This window comes from Pseudomonas trivialis (assembly GCF_036864995.1).
GTDB classification, from domain to species: Bacteria; Pseudomonadota; Gammaproteobacteria; order Pseudomonadales; family Pseudomonadaceae; genus Aquipseudomonas; species Aquipseudomonas trivialis.
In genome coordinates, this window is record NZ_CP142151.1 from 5146037 (window position 1) to 5167357 (window position 21321).

A 21321-nucleotide genomic window follows, 5' to 3' on the forward strand; every position below is an offset into this window, starting at 1 on the left:
ACTGAATTGCTAGTAGCCCATTTCTATCTCGGGTGACGGCTCAACCCCCTCCAGCACTCGCTCAGCCAGCAACTGTGCCACTTCAATCAACTGCGCAACACCCAGCGCACCGTCCCGCCGCGAACTGTCCAGTTCAAACGCAAAGTCGAGGGTCAGGGCGTGGACTGACGCCAGTGTTTCGGTGAGGTTGACCAGCAGGTCTTCGGTGGGGATACCGTCTTTCACGCTCAATAGCACGACGGGCACGTCGTTGCAGTCGAGCGGGGGATTGGGGGTGGGTTTGATCATTGCGAAGCTCCTTACGAAAGTGGAGCCGCCACTGATCGCCGCGACGCGATGGAGGGTGGCAGCTGCACGCAGGTTCGCGGACCGGTGAAGGAGCAACCCGGCATACCCAAAGGTATCCCGCGCACAGCCGCCATATCGCCGCACAGTAGACGATAAAAAAGCGTCTACTGAAAGTGAGAGGGTGCTATTGCTCCGTAGTAAGCCGGGCCGCGACGCCCGACCGCTTGCGCGGTGTGCGGTGTGCGGTGTGCGGTGTGCGGTGTGCGGTGTGCGGTGTGCGGAGACTAGGGGGCAGGCTTCCTAGGGGCAACCTCAAAACCTTGTCGGAAATTTCTGTTTCTACTAATACCTAGCCGAACGGTCAGTTGTCTGGTTTTCCAGCATTGAGCAGCATTTCCCTGGCGCCACCGAGGCGCGTCTGAAAGGGAAATGCTATGAAGCAAACCGCTACTGATACCCAACCTGCAACTTATCCATGTAGCTACGCCACACTCAGCCCCAAAACGCGCGTGGGTAGCGAGATCATGTCCGCTTATCGCGCAAAGAGCCTGATATGAGGCGCTACAACATCATGGTCGGCGCGAAGACTACCGCTGGCGGCGAAGTGATCAGCGGTTTGAAAGGCGCCACCTTCAACGGCCTGATGATCGCCAGGGAGGGTGACAGAGTTGCTTGTCCGGCATGCGGCACTGAAGGTGTCATTGCCCTTGCCGGCCCTCATCTGCACGAAGATTGGGGCGGTCAACAAGCGGCGCTTGAAGGCGATCTGTGCATGTGCAAATGCGATCCGTCACCGACGCTGATCGCAAATCAACACGCCAAAAGCCAAGGCTTCGAACCACAACCCCAGCGCGATACCTTCACCTGGACAGGACCAGACACACCCAACCCGCCCGTTTCCAACTTCTCCAACCCCGGCGCAATGAATCGTGCTTCTGACGCGTGCGTGTTCGCCAAGTCATGCATTTCGGTGCCGGTCGGTTCCACGGCTGCGGGAACGAGCCGTGAGCACGCCAAAAACTTTGGCACCACGGCCGTCATGGCTTCGACCGGAACTGCGAGTGCTGTCGCAAAAGTTGCAGGGACAATTGGCAGCGACCTTGGCGCCTGGGCGGTGCGAGGGCTGGTCAGTGCCGGTTCAGCACTCAATGTCACGCTGCTGGCTTTCTGGCCACGGGATATAGGTGATTCAACGCTATATACCTCGGAACAACTCGCGGGAATGCGCTCGGTCAGTACGCGAGTGCGGTTTCAGTTTCGTCAGGATGAATCAGGTGAGTTGCGTGTTTACGGCATACACACCAAGCCTGAACGCGGCGCTGACCGTGTGCCGGTTGCGCATGCCAGATGGAACGCGGACAAAAGCGCGATGGTGGCGGTGCTCGATGGCATCAGCATCACCTGGACGCCGAACAATGGGCCGGTGGTCAACGTGCCGAGCCCGTATCCGGGTACGCAGGAACGCCTGGATAACTTGTTCGTTCATCCGATCGCGGAGGGGCAGGATTCGGCGATCAGCCACTATCCAGGCCGGGAAGCTGAGGATGTTACCTGGCAGGATACGATTATTTCGTTTCCTGCGGACTCGGGTGTGCCGCCGTTGTATTTGGTCTTTGCCAAGCCTGCGGTCACGCCGTTGGAGGTTGATATTTATAGTGCATTCAATAAACGACTGCGCAACGGTTTGCATGTGGATCACATGCCCTCGCAGGCCGCGATAAGACGTCATCTCGAAAGCTATGCAATAAGCTTCACAGAGAAGCAGCTTAAGGAAGCATTAAAGAACGCCGCAAGCATTGCGATTCCGTCTTACATTCATCAAAAGTTTAGTGAGACCTATGGCTGGCGAAATACAGAGGAAAAACAGGCGTTAGATGCTGGTGATCTTCGTCTCGCGGTAGACCGCAATTTCAATGCTATAAAGCCATATCTTCTGGATCACGGCTTCGCCGAGTCTGAACTCGAGACGGCGCGTGCTCAAATGCATAAAATCAACGAAAACCAAGGGTGGTACTAGGATGGATGCCGTGAAAATTAATCGTTTAGTAAGAGGCTTGGGCCGCACTTACGACGAGTTTCTTCTCGAGGGCTTACTGAGTGCCGGATCGATAAAACCACTCTTTTCCAATAGCCAGAATACCCATTTCATCGATAAGCCAGAGCCAGGTGTTGAACTTTGGTTTTGGGCTGAAACCATGCGATTAGAGCGAATCGTTTTTTGCCTGATAGCGCTGGCGGAGGGAGAGCCAAAGTACGTAGGTGAGTTACCTGCACCCTTTGCCCTCTCGATGAATCAAGAGAGTATTCAAAACACACTTGGAAAGCCAAACGAGTCCAAAGGGCCAGCGAAGTTACCGTTGCCGATTGGAACTACAGGAGGATATGACTCCTTTCGTCTCAGCTTGGAGTTTCACTCAAACGCGAGGGTCGCTGCGCAATATCTACCGAATAAATCCGTATGTGGTTTAGCGTTCACTTTGGTTGACATGGGCCACGATTGACCGCGCCTGATTCCACGTCAGGCGCGTTTTTGATAGTTTCCTCCGCTCCGCGGGGGGGACGATCTCAGCCGCGTTCCCACACTTCAAAGCTATACGCCGGCTTTCCCCCCTCAGCCGCATTTTCAACCGTCGACACCAGCCTCCACTGGCTGCGATCAAACTCGGGAAACCACGCGTCCCCCTCCGGGCTCAGCGCCACTCGCGTCAGATAAAGCCGATCCGCCTGTTCCAGCCCCTGCGCATACAATTGCGCGCCGCCGATCAGCATCAGCTCGTCCACACCTTGCTCCAGCGCCCATTGTTCAGCGCGCTGCACCGCCGCTTCCAGTGACGGAAAAACTTGCGCACCTTCAAGCGCCAGATCGGTCTGACGGCTGACCACCAGGTTCAAGCGCCCCGGCAACGGTCGGCCCAGGGAATCCCAGGTCTTGCGCCCCATGATGATCGGCTTGCCCAGGGTGGTGGCCTTGAAATATTTGAAATCCCCCGGCAAATGCCAGGGCATGCTGTTGTCGACGCCGATCACGCGGTTTTCACCGAGGGCTGCGATCAGGCTTAAAGGGAGAGTTTTTTTCATGGCGACGAGAATACCAGACCCGCCAGACTGCGGTTATGCTCCAGGCTCACTTGTTCAACAGGACCGCGCGTGACAGCACTGACCCCCCTGCAAAAACTCTGGCTGACGGAAACCGTGCGCCTGCGTGAAGAACACGCCGGCCCCCTGGAAGACCTCGAAGCCAACCGCCTGGCCCGCACGGCCGGTGGCGACCTGCCGACACGCATTGTGCACCGCGCCCTGCACCTGGCCGAGCGCGACGGCCTGAGCGCCGCCCTCTCCCGCTGGCTGCAAGGCGCGCGTCTGGCGCTGGTGCTGCTGGCCATCGTCGCCGTGATCAGCGGCGCCGGCCTGGGGTTTGCCGCGCTGGGTAACGGCCTCGTGCCCGTGAATGTGTTCTGGGCTCTGGGCAGCCTGCTCGGCTTGAACCTGATCCTGTTGATGAGCTGGGCGCTGGGCCTTTTGTTTGCCGGCGAACACAGCGCCAGCCTCGGGCGCCTGTGGCTGTGGCTCAGCGAAAAACTTGCACGCGACGCCAGGGCCGCCCAACTGGCGCCCGCCTTGTTGCTGCTGTTGCAACGCCGCAAACTCAATCGCTGGGCGGTCGGCGTGCTGGTCAACAGCCTGTGGCTGCTGGCCCTGCTCAGCGCCCTGGTGATTGTGCTGACACTGCTCGCCACCCGCCGCTACGGCTTCGTGTGGGAAACCACCCTCCTCGGTGCCGACAGCTTTGTCGCCGTGACCCAGGCCCTCGGCGCCCTGCCCGCCGCGCTCGGTTTCAACGTGCCGAACGTCGAGATGATCCGCGCCAGCGGCGACGCCGCGCTGAATATCGAAAGCGCCCGCCAGGCCTGGGCTGCCTGGCTGGTCGGTGTGTTGCTGGTGTATGGCGTGCTGCCAAGACTGGTCCTCGCTTTGCTGTGCCTGTGGCGCTGGAAACGCGGGCGCGCCGCCCTGAGCCTGGACCTCAACCTGCCCGGCTACAGTCAACTGCGCGAGCGGCTGATGCCGAGCAGCGAGCGCCTCGGGGTCAACGATGCCGCGCCACAACAGCTGCATCACGTCACCGGCGGCATCAGCGACCTGGCGAGCGACGGTGCCCTGCTGGTGGCCATCGAACTGGACGATCAGCGCAGCTGGCCGCCGAAACTGCCCGCCAACGTAAAGCACGCCGACATCCTCGACAGCCGCGAATCACGCAACACGCTGTTGGAACAACTCACGCGCTTTCCGCCCGCGCGTCTGGTCATCGCCTGCGACCCGCGCCGCTCGCCGGATCGCGGCAGCCTGGCGCTGATCGCTGAACTGGCGCGCAGTGCCACCGCCACCCGCGTGTGGCTGCTGCAAGCGCCGCCCGGCCAGGCGCTGGACGCCGAGCGCCTGGGCGATTGGCACAGCGCGCTGCAACAGCTGGAACTGCCCTTCGCCGACAGCGCGCCCTTGAACTGGCTGGAGACCGGTCATGACTAAACCGCTGATACTCGCCGTGGTCGGCCACACCAACGTGGGCAAGACCTCGCTGCTGCGCACCCTCACCCGTGACGTGGGGTTCGGCGAGGTCTCCCATCGCCCCAGCACCACGCGGCATGTGGAAGGCGCGCGCCTGTCGGTGGATGGCGAAGCCTTGCTGGAGCTGTACGACACGCCCGGCCTGGAAGATGCCATCGCACTGCTCGACTACCTGGAACGCCTCGACCGCCCCGGCGAACGCCTCGATGGCCCGGCGCGTCTGGCCCGCTTCCTCGACGGCAGCGAAGCGCGCCAGCGTTTCGAACAGGAGGCCAAAGTGCTGCGCCAACTGCTGGCCTCGGACGCCGGCCTCTATGTGATCGACGCCCGCGAGCCGGTGCTGGCCAAGTACCGCGACGAGCTGCAGGTGCTGGCCAGTTGCGGCAAACCGTTGCTGCCGGTGCTCAATTTCGTCAGCGGCAGCCAGCACCGCGAGCCGGACTGGCGCGAAGCCCTGGCGCGCCTGGGCCTGCATGCACTGGTGCGTTTCGACAGCGTGGCGCCGCCCGAAGACGGTGAACGCCGCCTCTACGAAAGCCTGGCCCTACTACTGGAAACCGCGCGGCCGCAATTGGAACGCTTGATTCTCGACCAGCAAGCCCAACGCCAGGCCCGCCAGCAAAGCGCCGCGCGCTTGATCGCCGAGCTGTTGATTGATTGCGCCGCATGCCGACGCAGCGTGGTTACCGAAGATGAGCAGCAAGCCGTCGGCGATCTGCGCAAGGCCGTGCGCCAGCGCGAACAAAAATGCGTGGAGGCGTTGCTCAAGCTGTTCGGCTTTCGCCCCCAGGATGCCGCCGCCAGCGACCTGCCACTGCTGGACGGGCGCTGGGGCGATGACCTGTTCAACCCGGAAACCCTCAAGCAACTCGGTGTGCGCGTCGGCGGCGGAATCGCTGCCGGTGCAGCCGCCGGCGCTGGCGTGGATTTACTGGTCGGTGGCCTGACCCTCGGCGCCGCCGCGCTTGCCGGCGCAATTGCCGGTGGCGCGCTGCAAACCGCACGCAGCTACGGCAGCCGCCTGCTGGGCAAGATCAAGGGCCAGCGTGAACTGACCGTCGACGACAGCGTGCTGCGTCTGCTCGCCCTGCGCCAACTTCAGTTGCTCAAGGCCCTGAACCTGCGCGGCCATGCGGCGATGCACAGCATCAAGGTCGACACGCCCCAGGACAAAACCTGGCGCGAAGGCAAGCTGCCGGACGCACTGCACAAGGCCCGCGCCCATCCGCAGTGGTCATCGCTTAACCCCGGTGCCAAAGTCAGCCAAGCCGAACGTCAGGAGCAGGTCGAAGCGCTGGCCAGGCGGCTGGACCAGCCCTAAGCCGCCAACACCTGCCGGGCCTTGGCCTTGAGCAGGTCGAGGTCGAGTACCGGCACATGCATGGCTTTGGCCTGCTCGTCCCAATAACGCAGGCGCAGGCTGATGTGACACAGCGGGTCCTGTTCAAAGGCCTGGGCCTCTTCGGCACTCATTACGCCACCCTGATAAGCCAGCGTGCGCCGACTGGCTTCGCTTAGCCGCGCGTAATAGTCCGGCTGGCTGAAGGTGAGGTAACGCTTGGCCTGTACGTGGTATTCCACCAGCCGGGCCAGGCGTTCGCTGAAACCGGCACGGCGCAGGTAGTCCGCGCCCAGTCGCTCATGGCTGACCACGCCATAACCGCCCATGTTCTCGCCGCCCTGCCCGCACAGGTGGCCGATATCGTGGAAGAACGCCGCCAGCACCACTTCATCGTCAAAACCCTCGGCCATCGCCAGTTGCGCGGCCTGGGACATGTGCTCGATCTGCGACACCGGCTCGCCGATGTAATCCGCCGTGCCGTGCTGCTCGTACAGGCCGAATACCTCCGCTATCGCCTGCTCCCGGTCCATCACGCCTCCCCCCACAACGTGGTGATATTTCGCTCGCCAAACGCCGGGCCCACGCTCATGCCCACGCCGGTGTGCATCAACGCCGCGCTCACGCCCGGTGCTGCGCGCAGGAATGAAAACGGACCCGGCCCTCGCGAGCCATAAACGCCCTGCCAACGTTCGACCACCTGGACCTTACAGCCCAGGGTCTGCTCGGCCAGTTCGATCAGCCAGTCGTCGACCTGCTCGGCATTGAACGGTGAGGCATCGCTGCCGTAGTCGTGGGAATCGCCGATGATCAGTTCGCCATGGGGCGTGGGGCTGATCAGCAGATGAATGCCGTGTTGATGCAGGTGCGGCGCCTCGCGCAGGATCTGCGCCTGCACCGGCGCGGCTTCGGGCAAATCGGCAAACGCGCCGTAGTGCACGCAACTGAGGCCCGTGAGCAAAGCGTGTTGCAGGTTCAGATTGCGCGCAGGCCGGGCGCGCAGCATTTGCAGGCGGCAGATATGCGGGTTGAGCTGGGCGATCGGCTCGGCCAACAGGGTCTGGTAGTCGTGGCCGGAGCAGACAATGATCTGCTCACCGCGAAAACTCCCCGCCGTGCTGTGCAACTGGCCGGGTTCGACGTCGCGCACCAGTGTGGAAAAATAGAACTCCACGTTCAGCTCCTGGCTGAGGTAGTGGATCAGCGCCGGGATCGCTTCGCGCGAATACAGCTGCTGATCGTCCTTGCCATGCAGCGCGGCGCGGTGATGGCGGAACTGGCCGTCGTACAGGCCGCGCATCGCGGCGCCCTGCAACAGCTCGACGTTGTAGCCGTATTCACGGGCCCGCCCGGCGCAGAAGGCTTCTAGCAGGTGCTCTTCGGCTTCGGTGCGGGCGAACAGGTACGCGCCATTGCGCTTGAGTTGCAGCCCGGCGACCTCGGCCCAGTGCCCCCAGATGGCGCGACTCTCCCGCGCCAGGTCAAGCATCGTGCCTGGCGGCTGGCCGGTGACCAGGGCCTGGCCGAAGTTGCGCACCGAGGCGCCCAGCGGCGTGGCGCTGCGCTCGAACACCTTGACCTTGAGGCCGCGCTTGGCGGCGGCGTAGGCGTGGGACAGGCCGAGGATTCCGGCGCCGACGATTAACAGATCACTGTGTTGTGTCATGGAGTGATGCCCTGAATGTGAGACCGCTATCGGGAGCAAGCCCCCTCTCACAGTTGGTGTGCGAACACATTCAAATGTGGGAGGGGGCTTGCTCCCGATGAGGCCATCAGCCTTAAGAAAACCTTACTGGCCCGCCACCTTCTCCGACTTGCCGTCATAGCGCTTGCGCCACTCGGTCAGGATGCTGTCGCGGTTCTTCGACGCCCACGCAAAGTCATTCTTGATCAGGCGCTGCTCGTAGTCCGCCGGCAATTCGGTCTGCGGCTTGGCGATGCCCGGTTGGGCGAGCACGGCGAAGTTGTCCTTGTACAGGTCCATTGCCGCCGGGCTGGCGGAGAAGTCGGCAAGCTTTTTGGCCGCGTCGGCGTGGGCAGTGCCTTTCATCACAGCGGTGGCTTCAATGTCCCAGCCCAGGCCTTCCTTGGGCAGGATGATGTCCAGCGGCGCGCCCTGGCGTTTCAACTGCACGGCCGGGTATTCAAACGAGATACCAATCGGGAATTCCCCGGAGGCGGCCAGCTTGCACGGCTTGGAGCCGGAGTGAACGTACTGGCCGATGTTCTGGTGCAGGTCGTCCATGTACTGCCAGCCCTGCTTCTCGCCGAAGGTTTGCAGCCAGGCGCTGACGTCGAGGAAGCCAGTGCCGGACGACGCAGGATTTGGCATCACGATCTTGCCCTTGTATTCGGGTTTGGTCAGGTCCTGCCAGCTCACCGGTTTGGTCAGGCCCTGTTTCTCGGCCTCAACGGTGTTGAAGCAAATGGTCGCCGCCCACACGTCCATGCCGACCCAGGCCGGTGGGTTGGCGGCGTCGCGGTAGTTTTTGCCGATCTTGTCCAGATCCTTCGGCGCATAGTTTTCAAGCATGCCCTGCTGATCGAGGATCGCCAGACTCGATGCCGCCAGGCCCCACACCACGTCAGCCTGCGGGCGGGCTTTTTCGGCCAGCAGCTTGGCGGTGATGATGCCGGTGGAGTCGCGTACCCATTTGATCTCGACGTCAGGGTTGGCTTTTTCGAAGGCTTGTTTGTAGGTCTTCAACTGCTCGGCTTCGAGGGCCGTGTACACGGTCAGTTCGGTCTTGGCGAAGGCATTCAGGCTGAATGCGGTGAGGACTGCAGCGACCAGCGTCAGGGGCTTGAACATGGAACACCTCCTTCAAGGGTTATTGGCCGGGCGCGCTCTGGCGCCAGGCTTGAGAGCGGCGCAATGCGCCACGTGAGGCCCACGCCAGCAACAGCGAGACGCTGCCTGAGGTGAACAGAATCAGGGTCGACATCGCCGCCGCGCCGCCCACATTGCCGGCGTCGTCCATGTTCAACACGGCGACGGCGGCGAGGATGGTGTCGGGGCTGTAGAGGAAGATGGCGGCGGACACGGTGGTCATCGCCGACACAAACAGGTAGCGCACGATGTCCAGCAGCGCCGGCAGGCAGATCGGCACGGTCACGCGCAAATAATGGCGGTACAGCGGCGCCTTGAGGGACAGCGCAGCGGCTTCGAACTCGGCGTCCAACTGGCGCAGCGCAGTGGTGGCGGTCATCTGCGCAGTGGTCAGATAATGCGCAATGGTGCACACCACCAGCAGGGTCATGGTCCCGTAGAACACATGCAGCGGGTTGCCGTTGAGATTGAAAAAGAACACGTAGCCCAGGCCCAGCACCAGGCCCGGCACCGCCATCGGCACAAAACTGAGCAGGCGCAGGGCCAGGTTCAGGCCCTTCTGACCCTTGGTTTTTTCCATCAGGTAAGCGCTGGTGAAGATCAGCGCGCTGCCGATCAATGCGCTGCACAGTGCCAGGGTCAGGCTATTGCGGTAGGCCAGCCAGCCGCCGCCGGCGGTGTCTTCGAACTGGTAGTGACTGAGCGACAGCGACAGGTTGTACGGCCAGAATTTCACCAGCGAGGAGTACACCGCCATGCCGAAGACCAGCAACAGCGCGGCGCAGATCAGCACCACGATGGCCAGGTAGCAGGCGTCCCGTGCCCGCGATGGCGCCGGCCGGAAAACCTGGGCGCGGCCGCTCATGGCGTCGCCGTGGCGACGGCGCAACCAGGCATCGACGCCAAAGCTGAACAGCGCCGGCAGCAGCAACACCATGCCGATCAACGCGCCGCGCCCGAACTGTTGCTGGCCGACCACCGCTTTGTAGGCTTCCAGCGCCAGCACCTGATAATCACCGCCCACCACCACCGGCACGCCGAAATCAGTGATGGTCAGGGTAAACACCAGGCAGAACGCGGCAAACACTGCCTGGCGCGTGGCCGGCCAGGTGATGCTGCGAAACGCCCGGGCGGGACTGGCGCCCATGCTCGATGCGGCATCGAACAGCCGCGCATCCGCCAGCGAGAGCGCCGACAGCAGAATCATCAAAGCGTGTGGGAAGGTGTAGATCACCTCCCCCAGCACGATCCCCCAGAAACCGTAGATATTGTCCGCGAGCAATCCGCGCAGCAGGCCCTGGTTGCCGAACAGGTAAACCAGCGCAATGCCCGGCAGCATCGACGGGGCCATCAGCGGCAGCAGCGACAGGCCGCGCCAGATCGGCTTGGCGGGGATCAACGTGCGTTGCAGGGCGTAGGCGAACAGGTAGGCCAGCGGTACGACAATCGCCGCCACGCTGAGGGAGACTTTCAGGCTATTGCCCAGCAGCCAGTGGAAGTTGTCGCTGGTGACCAGTTCCCGCGCCGCTACCAGCCCGCCGCCCTGCCCGGCCTCGCTGCTGAAGCCGCGCCAGAAGATCGCCAGCAACGGCAGCAGGACCGCGACGCCCAGCAGCAGCAACCACACCAGCTTGCCGCCGAGCACGAACAGGCGGTCGCCCATTTCAGCGCGCGACACCTGGCGCGGCAACGTCATGACCGCCGCCATCTCAGGCGAACACCTGCAGGCTGCGCGGCGGCAGGGCCACCCAAATGTGCTGGGCGCCCAGGCGCGGCATGGCTTCCGGGGCCAGTTCGGCCAGCAGCGGGTGGCCGGGCAAGTGCTCAAGCTCGAAGCTCATGCGGCAGCGGTTGCCGAGGAACGTGATCTCGCGCACCTTGGCCGGGAACAGGTTTTCTTCATGCACGGGCGGGTTGACGCTGATGGCTTCCGGGCGGCAGAACAGCCGCCCGGAGGTGGCCACGCCCGCATCGTCGGCCAGGCGCATGTTCAGCCCGCCGACCTGAGCGTGGCTGGCACTGTTGCGGCTGAACGGCAGCCAGTTGCCCTGGCCGACAAACTCGGCCACGAACGGCGTGGCCGGACGGTCGTAGATCGCTTGGGGTGTGGCGTATTGCTCGACCTTGCCGTTGTTCATCACGGCAATACGGTCGGCCATCAACATGGCTTCGTCCTGGTTATGGGTGACCATCAGCGTGGTGACGCCCAGCCGCCGTTGCAGCTGGCGCAGTTCGGTGCACAGGTGCTCACGCACCCGGGCGTCGAGGGCCGACATGGGTTCGTCCAGCAACAGCAACGACGGCGCCGGTGCCAGGGCGCGCGCCAGGGCCACGCGCTGCTGCTGGCCGCCGGAAAGTTGGCCGGGGTATTTCTTTTCACTGCCGACCAGGTCTACCAGTTCGAGCATCTGGCCGACGCGCTGGCGCACTTCATCGCGGCCGCTGCCGGTGAGGCCGTAGCCGATGTTCGCTTCGACGGTGAGGTTGGGAAACAGCGCGTAGGACTGGAACAGAATGCCGTAGTCCCGCGCCTGGGGCGGCAACAGCGATACGTCGCGCTCGCCCAGGTAAAGCTCACCGCTGTCCTGACGCTCAAGGCCGGCGATGCAGCGCAGCAAGGTGGTCTTGCCGCAACCGGACGGGCCCAGCAGGCACACCAGCTCGCCGGCGGCGACGTCCAGGGACACGTTGTCCAGCGCGGTGAAGGCACCGAAGCGTTTCTGGATACCGCGCACGCGCATCGGCGCACCGGGGTTGTTCAGGGCTGTGTTCATGGGGACACCTCATCAAACGGATGAAGGCCATGCTAGGGGGGCAATGCGTCGCGGGTGTGGCAGGAAGGCAAAACCCGGTGATAGTGGTATTGGTGGGTTTGGGTAGGCCTTAAGGAATGAGTTGTCTGGGCCACCACAAAACCTCAGAGCGGCGACATCTCCTGCGCCAACCCCAGAAACGCCGCCGGCAAGCGCGCGCCCTTCCTCTCCTTGAGGCAGTACAGATACTCCGGAATCTGCGGCGCATTCTCGATGGTCAGCACGCGCAACTGCGGGTCATGGGGCACTTCCTGTCGCGCAATGATGCTGATACCGATATTGCGCAGCACCGCCTCGCGGATCGATTCGCGGCTGCCGATTTCCAGCAGTGGGCCGTAACTTACGCAGGCGCCGTGCAACATCTCTTCGGTCAACCGGCGCGTGGTGGAACCTGCTTCGCGCATCAACAAGGTGTGCCCGGCCAGGGCCGTGAGCGGCACATGATCGAGCGCAGCCAGCGGATGATTGCGATGCACCGCCAGCACCAGCGGGTCGCTGCCCAATACGCGACGAATCAACCGCGGGTCTTCCAGCAGTTGCGAAGACGCGGCGACGTCGACGCGATAGTCATCCAGCGCTTCAAGCACCTGCTGCGAGTTGCCGATTTCCACCGACACGTCCACCAGTGGGAGGCGCTCGCGGAAGGCTTTGACCAGGTCGAGAATGTAGTACGGCGCCGTGGCGGCAATTCTCAGCGCGCCCTGCACCTGGCCATTGTTGCGCAGGAAAAACTCGATATCCGCTTCCTGCTGCAACAGCGCCTTGACCATCGGCAGCATCCGCGCGCCGTCGTCGCTGACCGTCAGGCGGCGCCCGCCACGGTAGAACAGCTCAATGCCGTATTGGCTTTCCAGATGACGAATCTGAGTGGTGACGGTGGGCTGGCTCAGGCCGAGCTTTTTTGCCGCCTGGGTGATGCTGCCCAGGCGGGCGACCATGAAAAACGCTTTCAGCTCGGCACTCAGCACACCCGCCCCTCATCGTTTATTTGCGCAACAGGCGCAGGCCATTGAACACCACCAGCAGGCTCACGCCCATGTCGGCGAACACCGCCATCCACATGGTGGCCATGCCGAGGAAGGTGACGGCCAGGAAGATCGCCTTGATCACCAGCGCCAGGGCGATGTTCTGCTTGAGGATACGCGAGGTTTGTCGCGACAAACGAATGAATGCCGGGATCTTGCGCAAGTCATCGTCCATCAGCGCGACGTCGGCGGTTTCGATGGCGGTGTCGGTGCCGGTCGCCGCCATGGCAAAGCCGATTTCGGCGCGGGCCAGGGCCGGGGCGTCGTTGATGCCGTCGCCGACCATGCCGACGCGGTGGCCCTGCTGGTAGAGGGTTTCGATGGCTTGCAGCTTGTCGGTGGGCAACAGGTCGCCCTGGGCCTGGTCGATCCCGACCTGGGCGGCAATCGCCTGCGCTGTGTGGGTGTTGTCGCCGGTGAGCATCAGGGTCTTGATGCCCAGCTCGTGCAATTGCCGGATGGCTTCGCGGCTGCTGTCTTTCACCGTGTCGGCCACGGCGAACAGCGCAAGCGGGCCGGACGCGTCGAGCAGCAGCACCACGGACTTGCCTTGTTTCTCCAGGGCGAACAGCTTTTCTTCCAGTTCGGGCGAGCAAAGGCCCAGGTCTTCCACCAGGCGATGGTTGCCCAGGTGGTAGGTCTGACCATTGATATCGCCGCGCACCCCGCGACCGGGCAGGGCTTCGAAGTTATCCACAGCGTGCACCGGCAGTTTTTTATCCACAGCCGCGCTGGCGATTGCCAGCGACACCGGGTGGTCTGAACGCCCGGCCAGGCTGGCGGCAAGCGCGGGGGCGCTGTCTTCGATGCTGGGGAACAGCGCCAGGTAATCGGTTTGCACCGGCTTGCCGTGGGTGATGGTGCCGGTCTTGTCCAGAGCCAGGTAGTCGAGTTTGTAACCGCCCTCCAGGTAAACGCCGCCCTTGATCAGGATGCCCTTGCGCGCCGCCGCCGCCAGGCCACTGACGATGGTCACCGGGGTGGAAATCACCAGCGCGCAGGGGCAGGCCACCACCAGCAGCACCAGGGCGCGGTAGATCCAGTCGAACCAGGCGCCAGCCATGAACAACGGCGGGATGATTGCCACGCCCAGGGCAAACAGGAACACCACGGGGGTGTAGATCTTCGAAAAGCTGTCGACAAAACGTTGGGTCGGCGCGCGGGCGCCCTGGGCCTGTTCCACGGCGTGGATGATCCGCGCCAGCGTGGAGTTGTTGGCCGCCGCCGTCACTTTGTATTGCAGGGAACCGGCCTGATTGATGGTGCCGGCGAAGACCTTGTCGCCCACGGTCTTTTCAATGGGCAGGCTTTCACCGGTAATCGGCGCCTGGTCGATGGTGGACTGGCCGGCGGTGACTTCACCGTCCAGGCCGATGCGCTCGCCGGGTTTGACCCGCACGATGGCGCCTAGATCGATACCTTTGACGTCCTTTTCGACCCAACTTCCGTCAGCCTGCTGCACCGTCGCCTGCTCCGGCGTCATCTGCATCAAACCACTGATGGCATTGCGCGCGCGGTCCAGGGATTTGGCTTCGATCAACTCGGCCACGGTGAACAGGAACATCACCATCGCCGCTTCCGGCCACTGGCCGATCAACACGGCGCCGGTCACCGCAATGCTCATCAGCGCGTTGATGTTGAGGTTGAGGTTCTTCAGGGCGATCCAGCCCTTTTTATAGGTGGTGAGGCCGCCGCTGAGGATCGACACCAGCGCCACCAGCGCAATCAGCCAGGTCGGCGCCACGCCGGAAAAATGCAGCACCTCGGCGCCCAGCGCGCCGACGCCGGACAACGCCAGCGGCCACCAGTGTTTTTTCGCCGGCGGCTCGGCGGCCGGCGTGCCCTCTTCAATCGGATCGGCCTGCATCCCCAGGGACTTGATCGCCTCGACGATCGGCGCGGTGCTCGGCAGGTCATGGGTAACGCCGAGGATACGGTTGATCAGGTTGAATTCCAGCTGCTGCACGCCGGTCAGCTTGCCCAGTTTGTTCTGGATCAGCGTCTGCTCCGTGGGGCAGTCCATCGCTTCGATACGAAAGGTGCTCAGGCGCGAGCCCGCCGTGGGTGCCTCGCTCAGTTGCACCCGCGCCGGCGCCGGCTCACCGGAACAGCAGGCGCCGCCATGGTTGTGCACGGGCGTGAGTTTTTTGGGTGCATGATCGTGGGTGTGCGGGGAATCGCTCATTCTGTCGCGTCCTTAAAGGTGCCTGTTGCCAAGTAAAGACCCTGTAGCCACTATAGGGTCAAGCACCCATTTGGAGATTGCTGCAATGAAGATCGGCGAATTGGCCAAACACACCGACTGCGCAGTGGAAACCATCCGCTACTACGAGAAGGAAGGCCTGCTGCCGCCCCCGGCGCGCACCGAGGCCAACTACCGCGTGTACACCCTGGCGCACACCGAGCGACTGATCTTCATCCGCAACTGCCGCAGCCTGGACATGACCCTCGAAGAAATCCGCAGCCTGCTCGGCCTGCGCGACAGCCCGCAGGACCAGTGCGAGAACGTGAATGCGTTGGTTGATGAGCACATCCACCATGTGAAAGCACGTATCGACGGGCTGCTGGCGTTGCAGGAACAGCTGCTCGACCTGCGCCAGCGCTGTGGCGGCGGGCCGGAGTGCGGGATTCTGCAGCGGCTGGAGGTAAGCGGAAGTGTGCAGGCCAGCGAAGCGGAGCCTTCGCACGTGGGTCGCAGCCACGGGCACTGATACCGCAAGGATTAACACCAGATCCAAATGTGGGAGGGGGCTTGCTCCCGATTGCAGAGCGTCAGTCAACAGATGCTTGAATGACACACCGCTATCGGGAGCAAGCCCCTCCCACACTTGACCGAGAACGACGCTTAGATCGCGACGTCAGCCTTGATGCTCGGATCAGCGTCGTAGCCCACGATCTCGAAATCTTCAAACCTGTAATCGTAGATCGACGCAGGCTTGCGCTTGATCACCAGCTCCGGCAGCTTCTTCGGCGTGCGCGCCAGCTGGGTGCGGATCTGCTCCATGTGGTTGCTGTAGGCATGGGTGTCGCCAGTGGTAACGATGATCTCGTGAGGGATCAGGTCGCACTGTTGGGCCAGCATGTGGGTGAGCAACGCCAGCGCGGCGGTGTTGTACGGCAGGCCGAGGAACACGTCGGAGCTGCGGATATACAACTGCATCGACAGGTGGCCGTCATGCACGAACGCCTGGTACAGCAAATGGCACGGCGGCAGGGCCTGCTTGCCGTTGCGCGCGTTTTCCTGAGGGCTTTGGGTTTCGTCGGGCAGGTACTCGACGTTCCAGCCGTGAAACAGGATGCGGCGGCTGTTGGGGTTGGTCTTGAGCGTGTGCACCATGTAGTCGATCTGGTTGATGGTGCCGCCGTCTTTGGTCGGCCAGGCGGTCCACTGCTCGCCGTACACCGGGCCGAGGTCGCCGTCTTCGGTGGCCCATTCGTCCCAGATTTTTACGCCGTTCTCATTGAGCCACTTGATGTTGGTGTTACCGCTCAACATCCAGATCAGTTCGTTGGCGATGCTTTTGAAGTGCAGCTTCTTGGTGGTCAGCAGCGGGAAGCCGTCGGCCAGGTTATGCCGATACTGACGGGCGAACACGGCTTTGGTGCCGGTGCCGGTACGGTCGCCCTTGGTCAGGCCATTGGTCACGACGTCGTTCAGCAGTTCGAGATATTGCTTCATGTGCTTACCTGTATCGTTGAAGCCGAGGCGCACCTCGGCATTCGTATTTAAAGCGCGGCGTTCTTGATGCCTTGCGGGCGGTTGTAGGCCCACCACAGCATGCCCAGGCCGGCGATGATCATCGGCAGGCTCAGCACTTGCCCCATGGTCAACCAGCCCCACGCCAGGTAGCCCAACTGGGCGTCCGGCACCCGCACGAACTCGACGATGAAGCGGAAGATCCCGTAGAACAGCGCGAACATCCCCGACACGGCCATGGTCGGGCGTGGCTTGCGCGAGAAGATATAAAGGATAAGGAACAGTGCCACACCTTCCAACGCGAACTGGTACAACTGCGACGGGTGGCGCGGCAGTTGCGCCGGGTCGCTGAACGGCGGGAACACCATGGCCCACGGCACGTCGGTCGGCTTGCCCCACAATTCGGCGTTGATGAAGTTGCCAATGCGCCCGGCGCCCAGGCCAATCGGCACCATCGGCGCGATAAAGTCCATCAGCTGGAAAAACGACTTGCCGTTGCGGCGGCCAAACCACCAGGCGGCGATCATCACGCCGATAAAGCCGCCGTGGAACGCCATGCCGCCCTTCCACACCTCGAAGATCAGCGTAGGGTTGGCGACGTACGCCGGCAGATCGTAGAACAACACATAGCCCAGTCGCCCGCCGACGATCACGCCCATCGACAACCAGAAGATCAGGTCGGAGAGCTTTTCCTTGGTCCAGGTTGGGTCGAAGCGGTTCAGGCGCCGGGACGCCAGGAACCAGGCACCGCCGATGCCGACCAGGTACATCAACCCGTACCAATGGATTTTCAGCGGACCAATGGCCAGGGCCACCGGGTCGATCTGCGGGTAAGGCAGCATTGCGACTCCTCGTTAAACAGTTAGTCATGACGCACCGGACCATGCCGATGCGCGATTAAGCCTGCGTTACAGCGGCCAGATCAATCAGGAAGTTCACATACAACCAAACAGCCCGGCATGTTAACGGATGGAAGGTGCGCGGCCCAACTGCGTTGTCATGGAACGCCTGCGGTTGTGTGGGTAGAGTGGCAAAAAACACAACAGGGAATCACCCGATGTGCCTGATTGTCTTCGCCTGGCGGCCGGGCCATGCCCGGCCGCTGATCGTCGCGGCCAACCGCGATGAATTCTACGCACGCCCCACTCTGCCGCTGGCCCAATGGCCGGACGCGCCTGATGTTTACGCCGGCCGTGACCAGGAAGCCGGCGGCACCTGGCTGGGAATCAGTGCCGACGGGCGCTTTGCCGCCCTGACCAATATCCGCGAGCCGCACCAGCCACCAGCACGCACCTCACGCGGTGAGCTAGTGGCACGGTTTCTCAGTGGTTCGCAGCCCATTGACCAATATTTGGCCGAAGTTAATGGCCGTTCGATTGAATATGCCGGGTTTAACCTGCTGCTGGGTACGCGGGACGAAATGTGGCATTACAACGCCAACGAGAGCCAGCCGACCCGCTTGAAGCCTGGGGTTTATGGCTTGTCCAATGCCGGCCTGGACACCCCCTGGCCGAAGTTGCTCAAGGCCAGAGCGGCGCTGGGCGAGTTGCTGGAAGACCCACAGCCGCAAGCCTTGCTGGCGATCATGAGCGACCCGCAGACCGCACCGTTTGCGCAGTTGCCGGATACCGGCGTGGGGTTGGCCACCGAGAGTCTGTTATCCAGCGTGTTTATCGCCAGCGCCAGTTACGGAACGCGGGTGAGTACGGCGCTGATTGTGAATGCAGACGGTACGCGGCGCATGGTGGAGCGCAGTTTCGGCCCACAGGGTGGGCGATTGGGTGAAATCGAACTCAACCTCTAATCCCAAAACAGATTCAATGTGGGAGGGGCTTGCTCCCGATAGCGGTCTATCAGTCAAATAGTTGTTGACTGACACTCAGCTATCGGGAGCAAGCCCCCTCTCACATTTGGATCGTCTGCAGCATTCAGAGCGTCTTGGCAGAACCCGGGTTGATCATCCGCGTCAGCCCCAGGTTTTTCAGCGCCAGTTGCAACGAGCTGTGGATAACTTGCGGATTGTCGATGGTCATCAGCTCGGCCAGCAGCTCCTTGGCCATGCCCAGTTCCACCTGACGCAGCATCCACTTCACCTTCGGCAAGTTGGTGGCGTTCATCGACAGGCTGTCAAAACCCATCGCCATCAACAGCACCGCCGCTGCCGGGTCGCCGGCCATTTCGCCGCAGATGCTCACCGGCTTGCCTTCGGCATGGGCGTCGCGCACCACATGTTGCAGGGCTTGCAGAACCGCCGGGTGCAGGTAGTCGTAGAGGTCGGCCACGCGCGGGTTGTTGCGGTCCACAGCCAGCAGGTATTGGGTAAGGTCGTTGGAGCCGACCGACAGGAAGTCCACCTGCCGCGCCAGTTCCTTGGCCTGGTACACCGCCGCCGGGATTTCGATCATCACGCCAATCGGCGGCATCGGCACGTCCGAACCTTCGTCGCGCACTTCGCCCCAGGCACGGTGGATCAGGTGCAGCGCCTCTTCCAGCTCGTGGGTGCCGGAGATCATCGGCAGCAGGATGCGCAGGTTGTTCAGGCCTTCGCTGGCCTTGAGCATGGCGCGCGTCTGCACCAGGAAGATTTCCGGGTGGTCGAGGGTCACGCGGATGCCGCGCCAACCGAGGAAGGGGTTGTCTTCCTTGATCGGGAAATACGAAAGGGATTTATCGCCGCCGATATCGAGGCTGCGCATGGTCACCGGCAACGGGTGGAACGCCTGCAGTTGCTCGCGGTAGATCGCCAGCTGTTCCTTCTCGCTCGGGAATCGCTGGTTGATCATGAACGGCACTTCGGTGCGGTACAGCCCAACGCCTTCGGCACCGCGCTGTTGCGCGCGGGCGACGTCAGCAAGCAGGCCGGTGTTCACCAGCAGCGGCACGCGGTGGCCGTCGAGGGTCACGCACGGCAGTTCGCGCAGCGAATCGAGGCCCAGCGCCAGTTGTTTCTCTTCTTCCACCACTTCGGCGTACTGCTTGCGCAGCAGCTCGCTGGGGTTGGTGAAGACTTCACCGCGATGACCGTCGACGATCATGTCGATGCCATCGACCTTGGAATACGGCAGTTCCACCAGGCCCATCACCGTCGGGATGCCCATGGCCCGGGCCAGGATCGCGACGTGGGAGTTACCCGAACCCAGTACCGACACCAGGCCCACCAACTTGCCCTCCGGCACTTCGCCGAGCATGGTGGCGGTCAGTTCTTCACTGATCAGGATGGTGTTGTCGGGGTAGACCAGGTTGGTGGTGCGGTCTTCCTGCAGGTAGGCCAGCAGACGGCGACCAAGGTCGCGCACATCCGAGGCGCGCTCGCGCAGGTAGGCGTCGTCCATCAATTCGAAACGGTTGACGTGATCGGTGACCACCTGGCGCAGTGCGCCCTGGGCCCACTGGCCGGTCTTGATCACGGTCTTGACTTCGTTACCCAGGGACGCGTCGTCGAGCATCATCTGGTATACGTCGAACAGCGCACGCTCTTCGGGGCGCAGTTGGGTGGCCAGCTTGGTCGACAGGTTGCGCATGTCGGCGCGCACGCCTTCCAGGGCGGTCTTGAACAGTTTGATTTCGGCGTCAATGTCCTTGACGGTCTTGTCCGGCACCACATCGAGGTCGGCCGGCGGCAACATGACCACTGCCGTACCGACCGCTGCGCCCGGCGAACCCGGCACGCCAATGAACTTGGCCTCCTGGATACCCTTGCCCTCACGGCCCAGGCCGCGAATCGAGCCCGTCGCCTCGGCGTGTGCGATAACCCCGGCGAGCTGCGCGCTCATGGTCACGAGGAAGGCTTCTTCCCCTTCATCGAACTGACGACGTTCCTTTTGCTGGATAACCAACACGCCGACGACGCGGCGGTGGTGAATGATCGGTGCGCCGAGGAAGGACGCGTAGCGCTCTTCACCGGTTTCGGCAAAGTAGCGGTAACGAGGGTGATCGGCTGCGTGTTCAAGGTTGAGCGGTTCTTCACGCGTCCCCACCAGGCCCACCAGCCCCTCGTTGGGCGCCATGCTGACCTTGCCGATGGAGCGCTTGTTCAGGCCCTCGGTGGCCATCAGCACAAAACGGTTGGTCTCGGGGTCCAGCAGGTAGACCGAGCAGACCTGGCTGCCCATGGCTTCCTTGACGCGCAACACAATAATCCCCAACGCCGCCTTGAGATCCTTGGCGGAGTTAACTTCCTGGACGATCTTGCGCAGCGTATTGAGCATGGCTCGGGGTCGAACTCCGTCGTCAGTCGCGCGATAAAAGGCGCGGGGCAAGCTCTTTGAGCGCGCGACGATACACTTCGCGCTTGAATGTCACCACCTGGCCCAACGGGTACCAATAGCTGACCCAGCGCCAGCCATCGAACTCCGGTTTACCGGTCAAATCCATCCGCACCCGCTGCTCGTTGGAGATCAGGCGCAAAAGAAACCATTTCTGCTTCTGGCCGATGCACAGCGGTTGGCTGTGGGTACGCACCAGGCGTTGCGGCAAACGATAGCGCAACCAGCCACGGGTGCAGGCCAGAATTTGCACATCTTCGCGTTCAAGGCCCACTTCTTCGTTCAACTCACGGTACAAGGCGTCTTCAGGGGATTCGTCGGGGTTGATTCCGCCTTGAGGAAACTGCCAGGCATCCTGGTTGATTCGGCGAGCCCATAGCACCTGTCCGGCATCATTCGTAAGAATGATCCCGACATTAGGACGGAAACCATCGGGGTCGATCACGGCAACAACCTCGCAAACGCATGTCGCCGCATTGTTCCACAAAGGTTGATCAA

General features: G+C 62.5%; 19 protein-coding genes. 6 read left to right on the forward strand and 13 right to left on the reverse strand.

What is annotated here, in order from left to right; genetic code table 11:
- Positions 1–9: 9 nt before the first annotated feature.
- Positions 10–288, reverse strand: coding sequence for a DUF6124 family protein (locus VRB54_RS22870; protein WP_338478859.1), 279 nt, complete (start codon positions 286–288; stop codon positions 10–12).
- 553 nt (positions 289–841) lie between these two features.
- Between VRB54_RS22870 and VRB54_RS22875 the strand changes: the two genes are divergently transcribed.
- Together VRB54_RS22875 and VRB54_RS22880 are read left to right on the forward strand one after the other, a co-directional pair.
- Positions 842–2305, forward strand: a complete 1464-nt coding sequence (locus VRB54_RS22875; protein ID WP_338478860.1) for an S-type pyocin domain-containing protein — start codon at positions 842–844, stop codon at positions 2303–2305.
- Between the two features lie 10 nt (positions 2306–2315).
- Positions 2316–2789 (forward strand): DUF6392 family protein, encoded by a 474-nt coding sequence (locus tag VRB54_RS22880; protein ID WP_338478861.1) that lies wholly within the window; start codon positions 2316–2318, stop codon positions 2787–2789.
- Between the two features lie 64 nt (positions 2790–2853).
- Here the strand turns inward: VRB54_RS22880 and VRB54_RS22885 are convergent, their stop codons facing one another.
- On the reverse strand, positions 2854–3366 hold the full coding sequence (locus tag VRB54_RS22885; protein WP_338478862.1) for a dihydrofolate reductase: 513 nt from the start codon (positions 3364–3366) through the stop codon (positions 2854–2856).
- Positions 3367–3435: 69 nt separating this feature from the next.
- Between VRB54_RS22885 and VRB54_RS22890 the strand changes: the two genes are divergently transcribed.
- Together VRB54_RS22890 and VRB54_RS22895 are read left to right on the forward strand one after the other, a co-directional pair.
- Complete coding sequence (locus tag VRB54_RS22890) at positions 3436–4815, forward strand: DUF2868 domain-containing protein (RefSeq protein WP_338478863.1); 1380 nt, start codon at positions 3436–3438, stop codon at positions 4813–4815.
- Complete coding sequence (locus VRB54_RS22895; RefSeq protein WP_338478864.1) at positions 4808–6175, forward strand: DUF3482 domain-containing protein; 1368 nt, start codon at positions 4808–4810, stop codon at positions 6173–6175. The genes VRB54_RS22890 and VRB54_RS22895 overlap by 8 nt, the downstream gene beginning before the upstream one ends.
- On the opposite strand, the gene VRB54_RS22900 is transcribed toward VRB54_RS22895, so the two are convergent.
- The 7 genes from VRB54_RS22900 to VRB54_RS22930 all read right to left on the reverse strand — a co-directional run bounded on the left by VRB54_RS22900 (position 6172) and on the right by VRB54_RS22930 (position 15046).
- A complete protein-coding gene (locus VRB54_RS22900) occupies positions 6172–6726 on the reverse strand; it encodes a phosphonate degradation HD-domain oxygenase (protein ID WP_338478865.1) in 555 nt (184 codons plus the stop codon). The genes VRB54_RS22895 and VRB54_RS22900 overlap by 4 nt on opposite strands.
- Positions 6726–7859 carry a TIGR03364 family FAD-dependent oxidoreductase gene (locus VRB54_RS22905; protein WP_338478866.1) on the reverse strand — a complete coding sequence of 378 codons (1134 nt, stop codon included), beginning with the start codon at positions 7857–7859 and terminating at the stop codon, positions 6726–6728. The genes VRB54_RS22900 and VRB54_RS22905 overlap by 1 nt, the downstream gene beginning before the upstream one ends.
- Positions 7860–7982: 123 nt before the next feature.
- Positions 7983–9005 carry a putative 2-aminoethylphosphonate ABC transporter substrate-binding protein gene (locus tag VRB54_RS22910; protein WP_231422749.1) on the reverse strand — a complete coding sequence of 341 codons (1023 nt, stop codon included), beginning with the start codon at positions 9003–9005 and terminating at the stop codon, positions 7983–7985.
- A 19-nt stretch (positions 9006–9024) separates the two neighbouring features.
- Positions 9025–10731 carry a putative 2-aminoethylphosphonate ABC transporter permease subunit gene (locus tag VRB54_RS22915; RefSeq protein ID WP_338478867.1) on the reverse strand — a complete coding sequence of 569 codons (1707 nt, stop codon included), beginning with the start codon at positions 10729–10731 and terminating at the stop codon, positions 9025–9027.
- A gap of 1 nt (position 10732) precedes the next feature.
- Positions 10733–11797 (reverse strand): putative 2-aminoethylphosphonate ABC transporter ATP-binding protein, encoded by a 1065-nt coding sequence (locus VRB54_RS22920; RefSeq protein ID WP_231422751.1) that lies wholly within the window; start codon positions 11795–11797, stop codon positions 10733–10735.
- Between the two features lie 143 nt (positions 11798–11940).
- A complete protein-coding gene (locus VRB54_RS22925) occupies positions 11941–12804 on the reverse strand; it encodes a LysR family transcriptional regulator (protein ID WP_338478868.1) in 864 nt (287 codons plus the stop codon).
- Between the two features lie 16 nt (positions 12805–12820).
- The gene (locus VRB54_RS22930) at positions 12821–15046 is read right to left on the reverse strand and encodes a heavy metal translocating P-type ATPase (RefSeq protein WP_338478869.1); all 2226 of its coding nucleotides are present in this window, start codon (positions 15044–15046) and stop codon (positions 12821–12823) included.
- Between the two features lie 85 nt (positions 15047–15131).
- On the opposite strand from VRB54_RS22930, the gene cadR reads away from it, so the two are divergent.
- On the forward strand, positions 15132–15572 hold the full coding sequence (cadR, locus tag VRB54_RS22935) for a Cd(II)/Pb(II)-responsive transcriptional regulator (RefSeq protein WP_338478870.1): 441 nt from the start codon (positions 15132–15134) through the stop codon (positions 15570–15572).
- Between the two features lie 134 nt (positions 15573–15706).
- Here the strand turns inward: cadR and VRB54_RS22940 are convergent, their stop codons facing one another.
- Both VRB54_RS22940 and lgt read right to left on the reverse strand, forming a co-directional pair.
- Positions 15707–16540: a thymidylate synthase gene (locus tag VRB54_RS22940; protein WP_122307967.1), complete on the reverse strand. Its 834-nt coding sequence runs from the start codon at positions 16538–16540 to the stop codon at positions 15707–15709.
- Between the two features lie 47 nt (positions 16541–16587).
- Complete coding sequence (lgt, locus tag VRB54_RS22945) at positions 16588–17400, reverse strand: prolipoprotein diacylglyceryl transferase (RefSeq protein WP_057006477.1); 813 nt, start codon at positions 17398–17400, stop codon at positions 16588–16590.
- A gap of 215 nt (positions 17401–17615) precedes the next feature.
- Here lgt and VRB54_RS22950 point away from each other — a divergent pair, with 215 nt between their 5' ends.
- Entirely contained in the window at positions 17616–18362 is a 747-nt protein-coding gene (locus VRB54_RS22950) for an NRDE family protein (RefSeq protein WP_338478871.1), read from the forward strand.
- A 124-nt stretch (positions 18363–18486) separates the two neighbouring features.
- On the opposite strand, the gene ptsP is transcribed toward VRB54_RS22950, so the two are convergent.
- Together ptsP and VRB54_RS22960 are read right to left on the reverse strand one after the other, a co-directional pair.
- Entirely contained in the window at positions 18487–20766 is a 2280-nt protein-coding gene (ptsP, locus tag VRB54_RS22955; protein ID WP_209986037.1) for a phosphoenolpyruvate--protein phosphotransferase, read from the reverse strand.
- Positions 20767–20788: 22 nt separating this feature from the next.
- Positions 20789–21268, reverse strand: a complete 480-nt coding sequence (locus VRB54_RS22960; protein ID WP_003234706.1) for an RNA pyrophosphohydrolase — start codon at positions 21266–21268, stop codon at positions 20789–20791.
- Positions 21269–21321 lie beyond the last annotated feature (53 nt).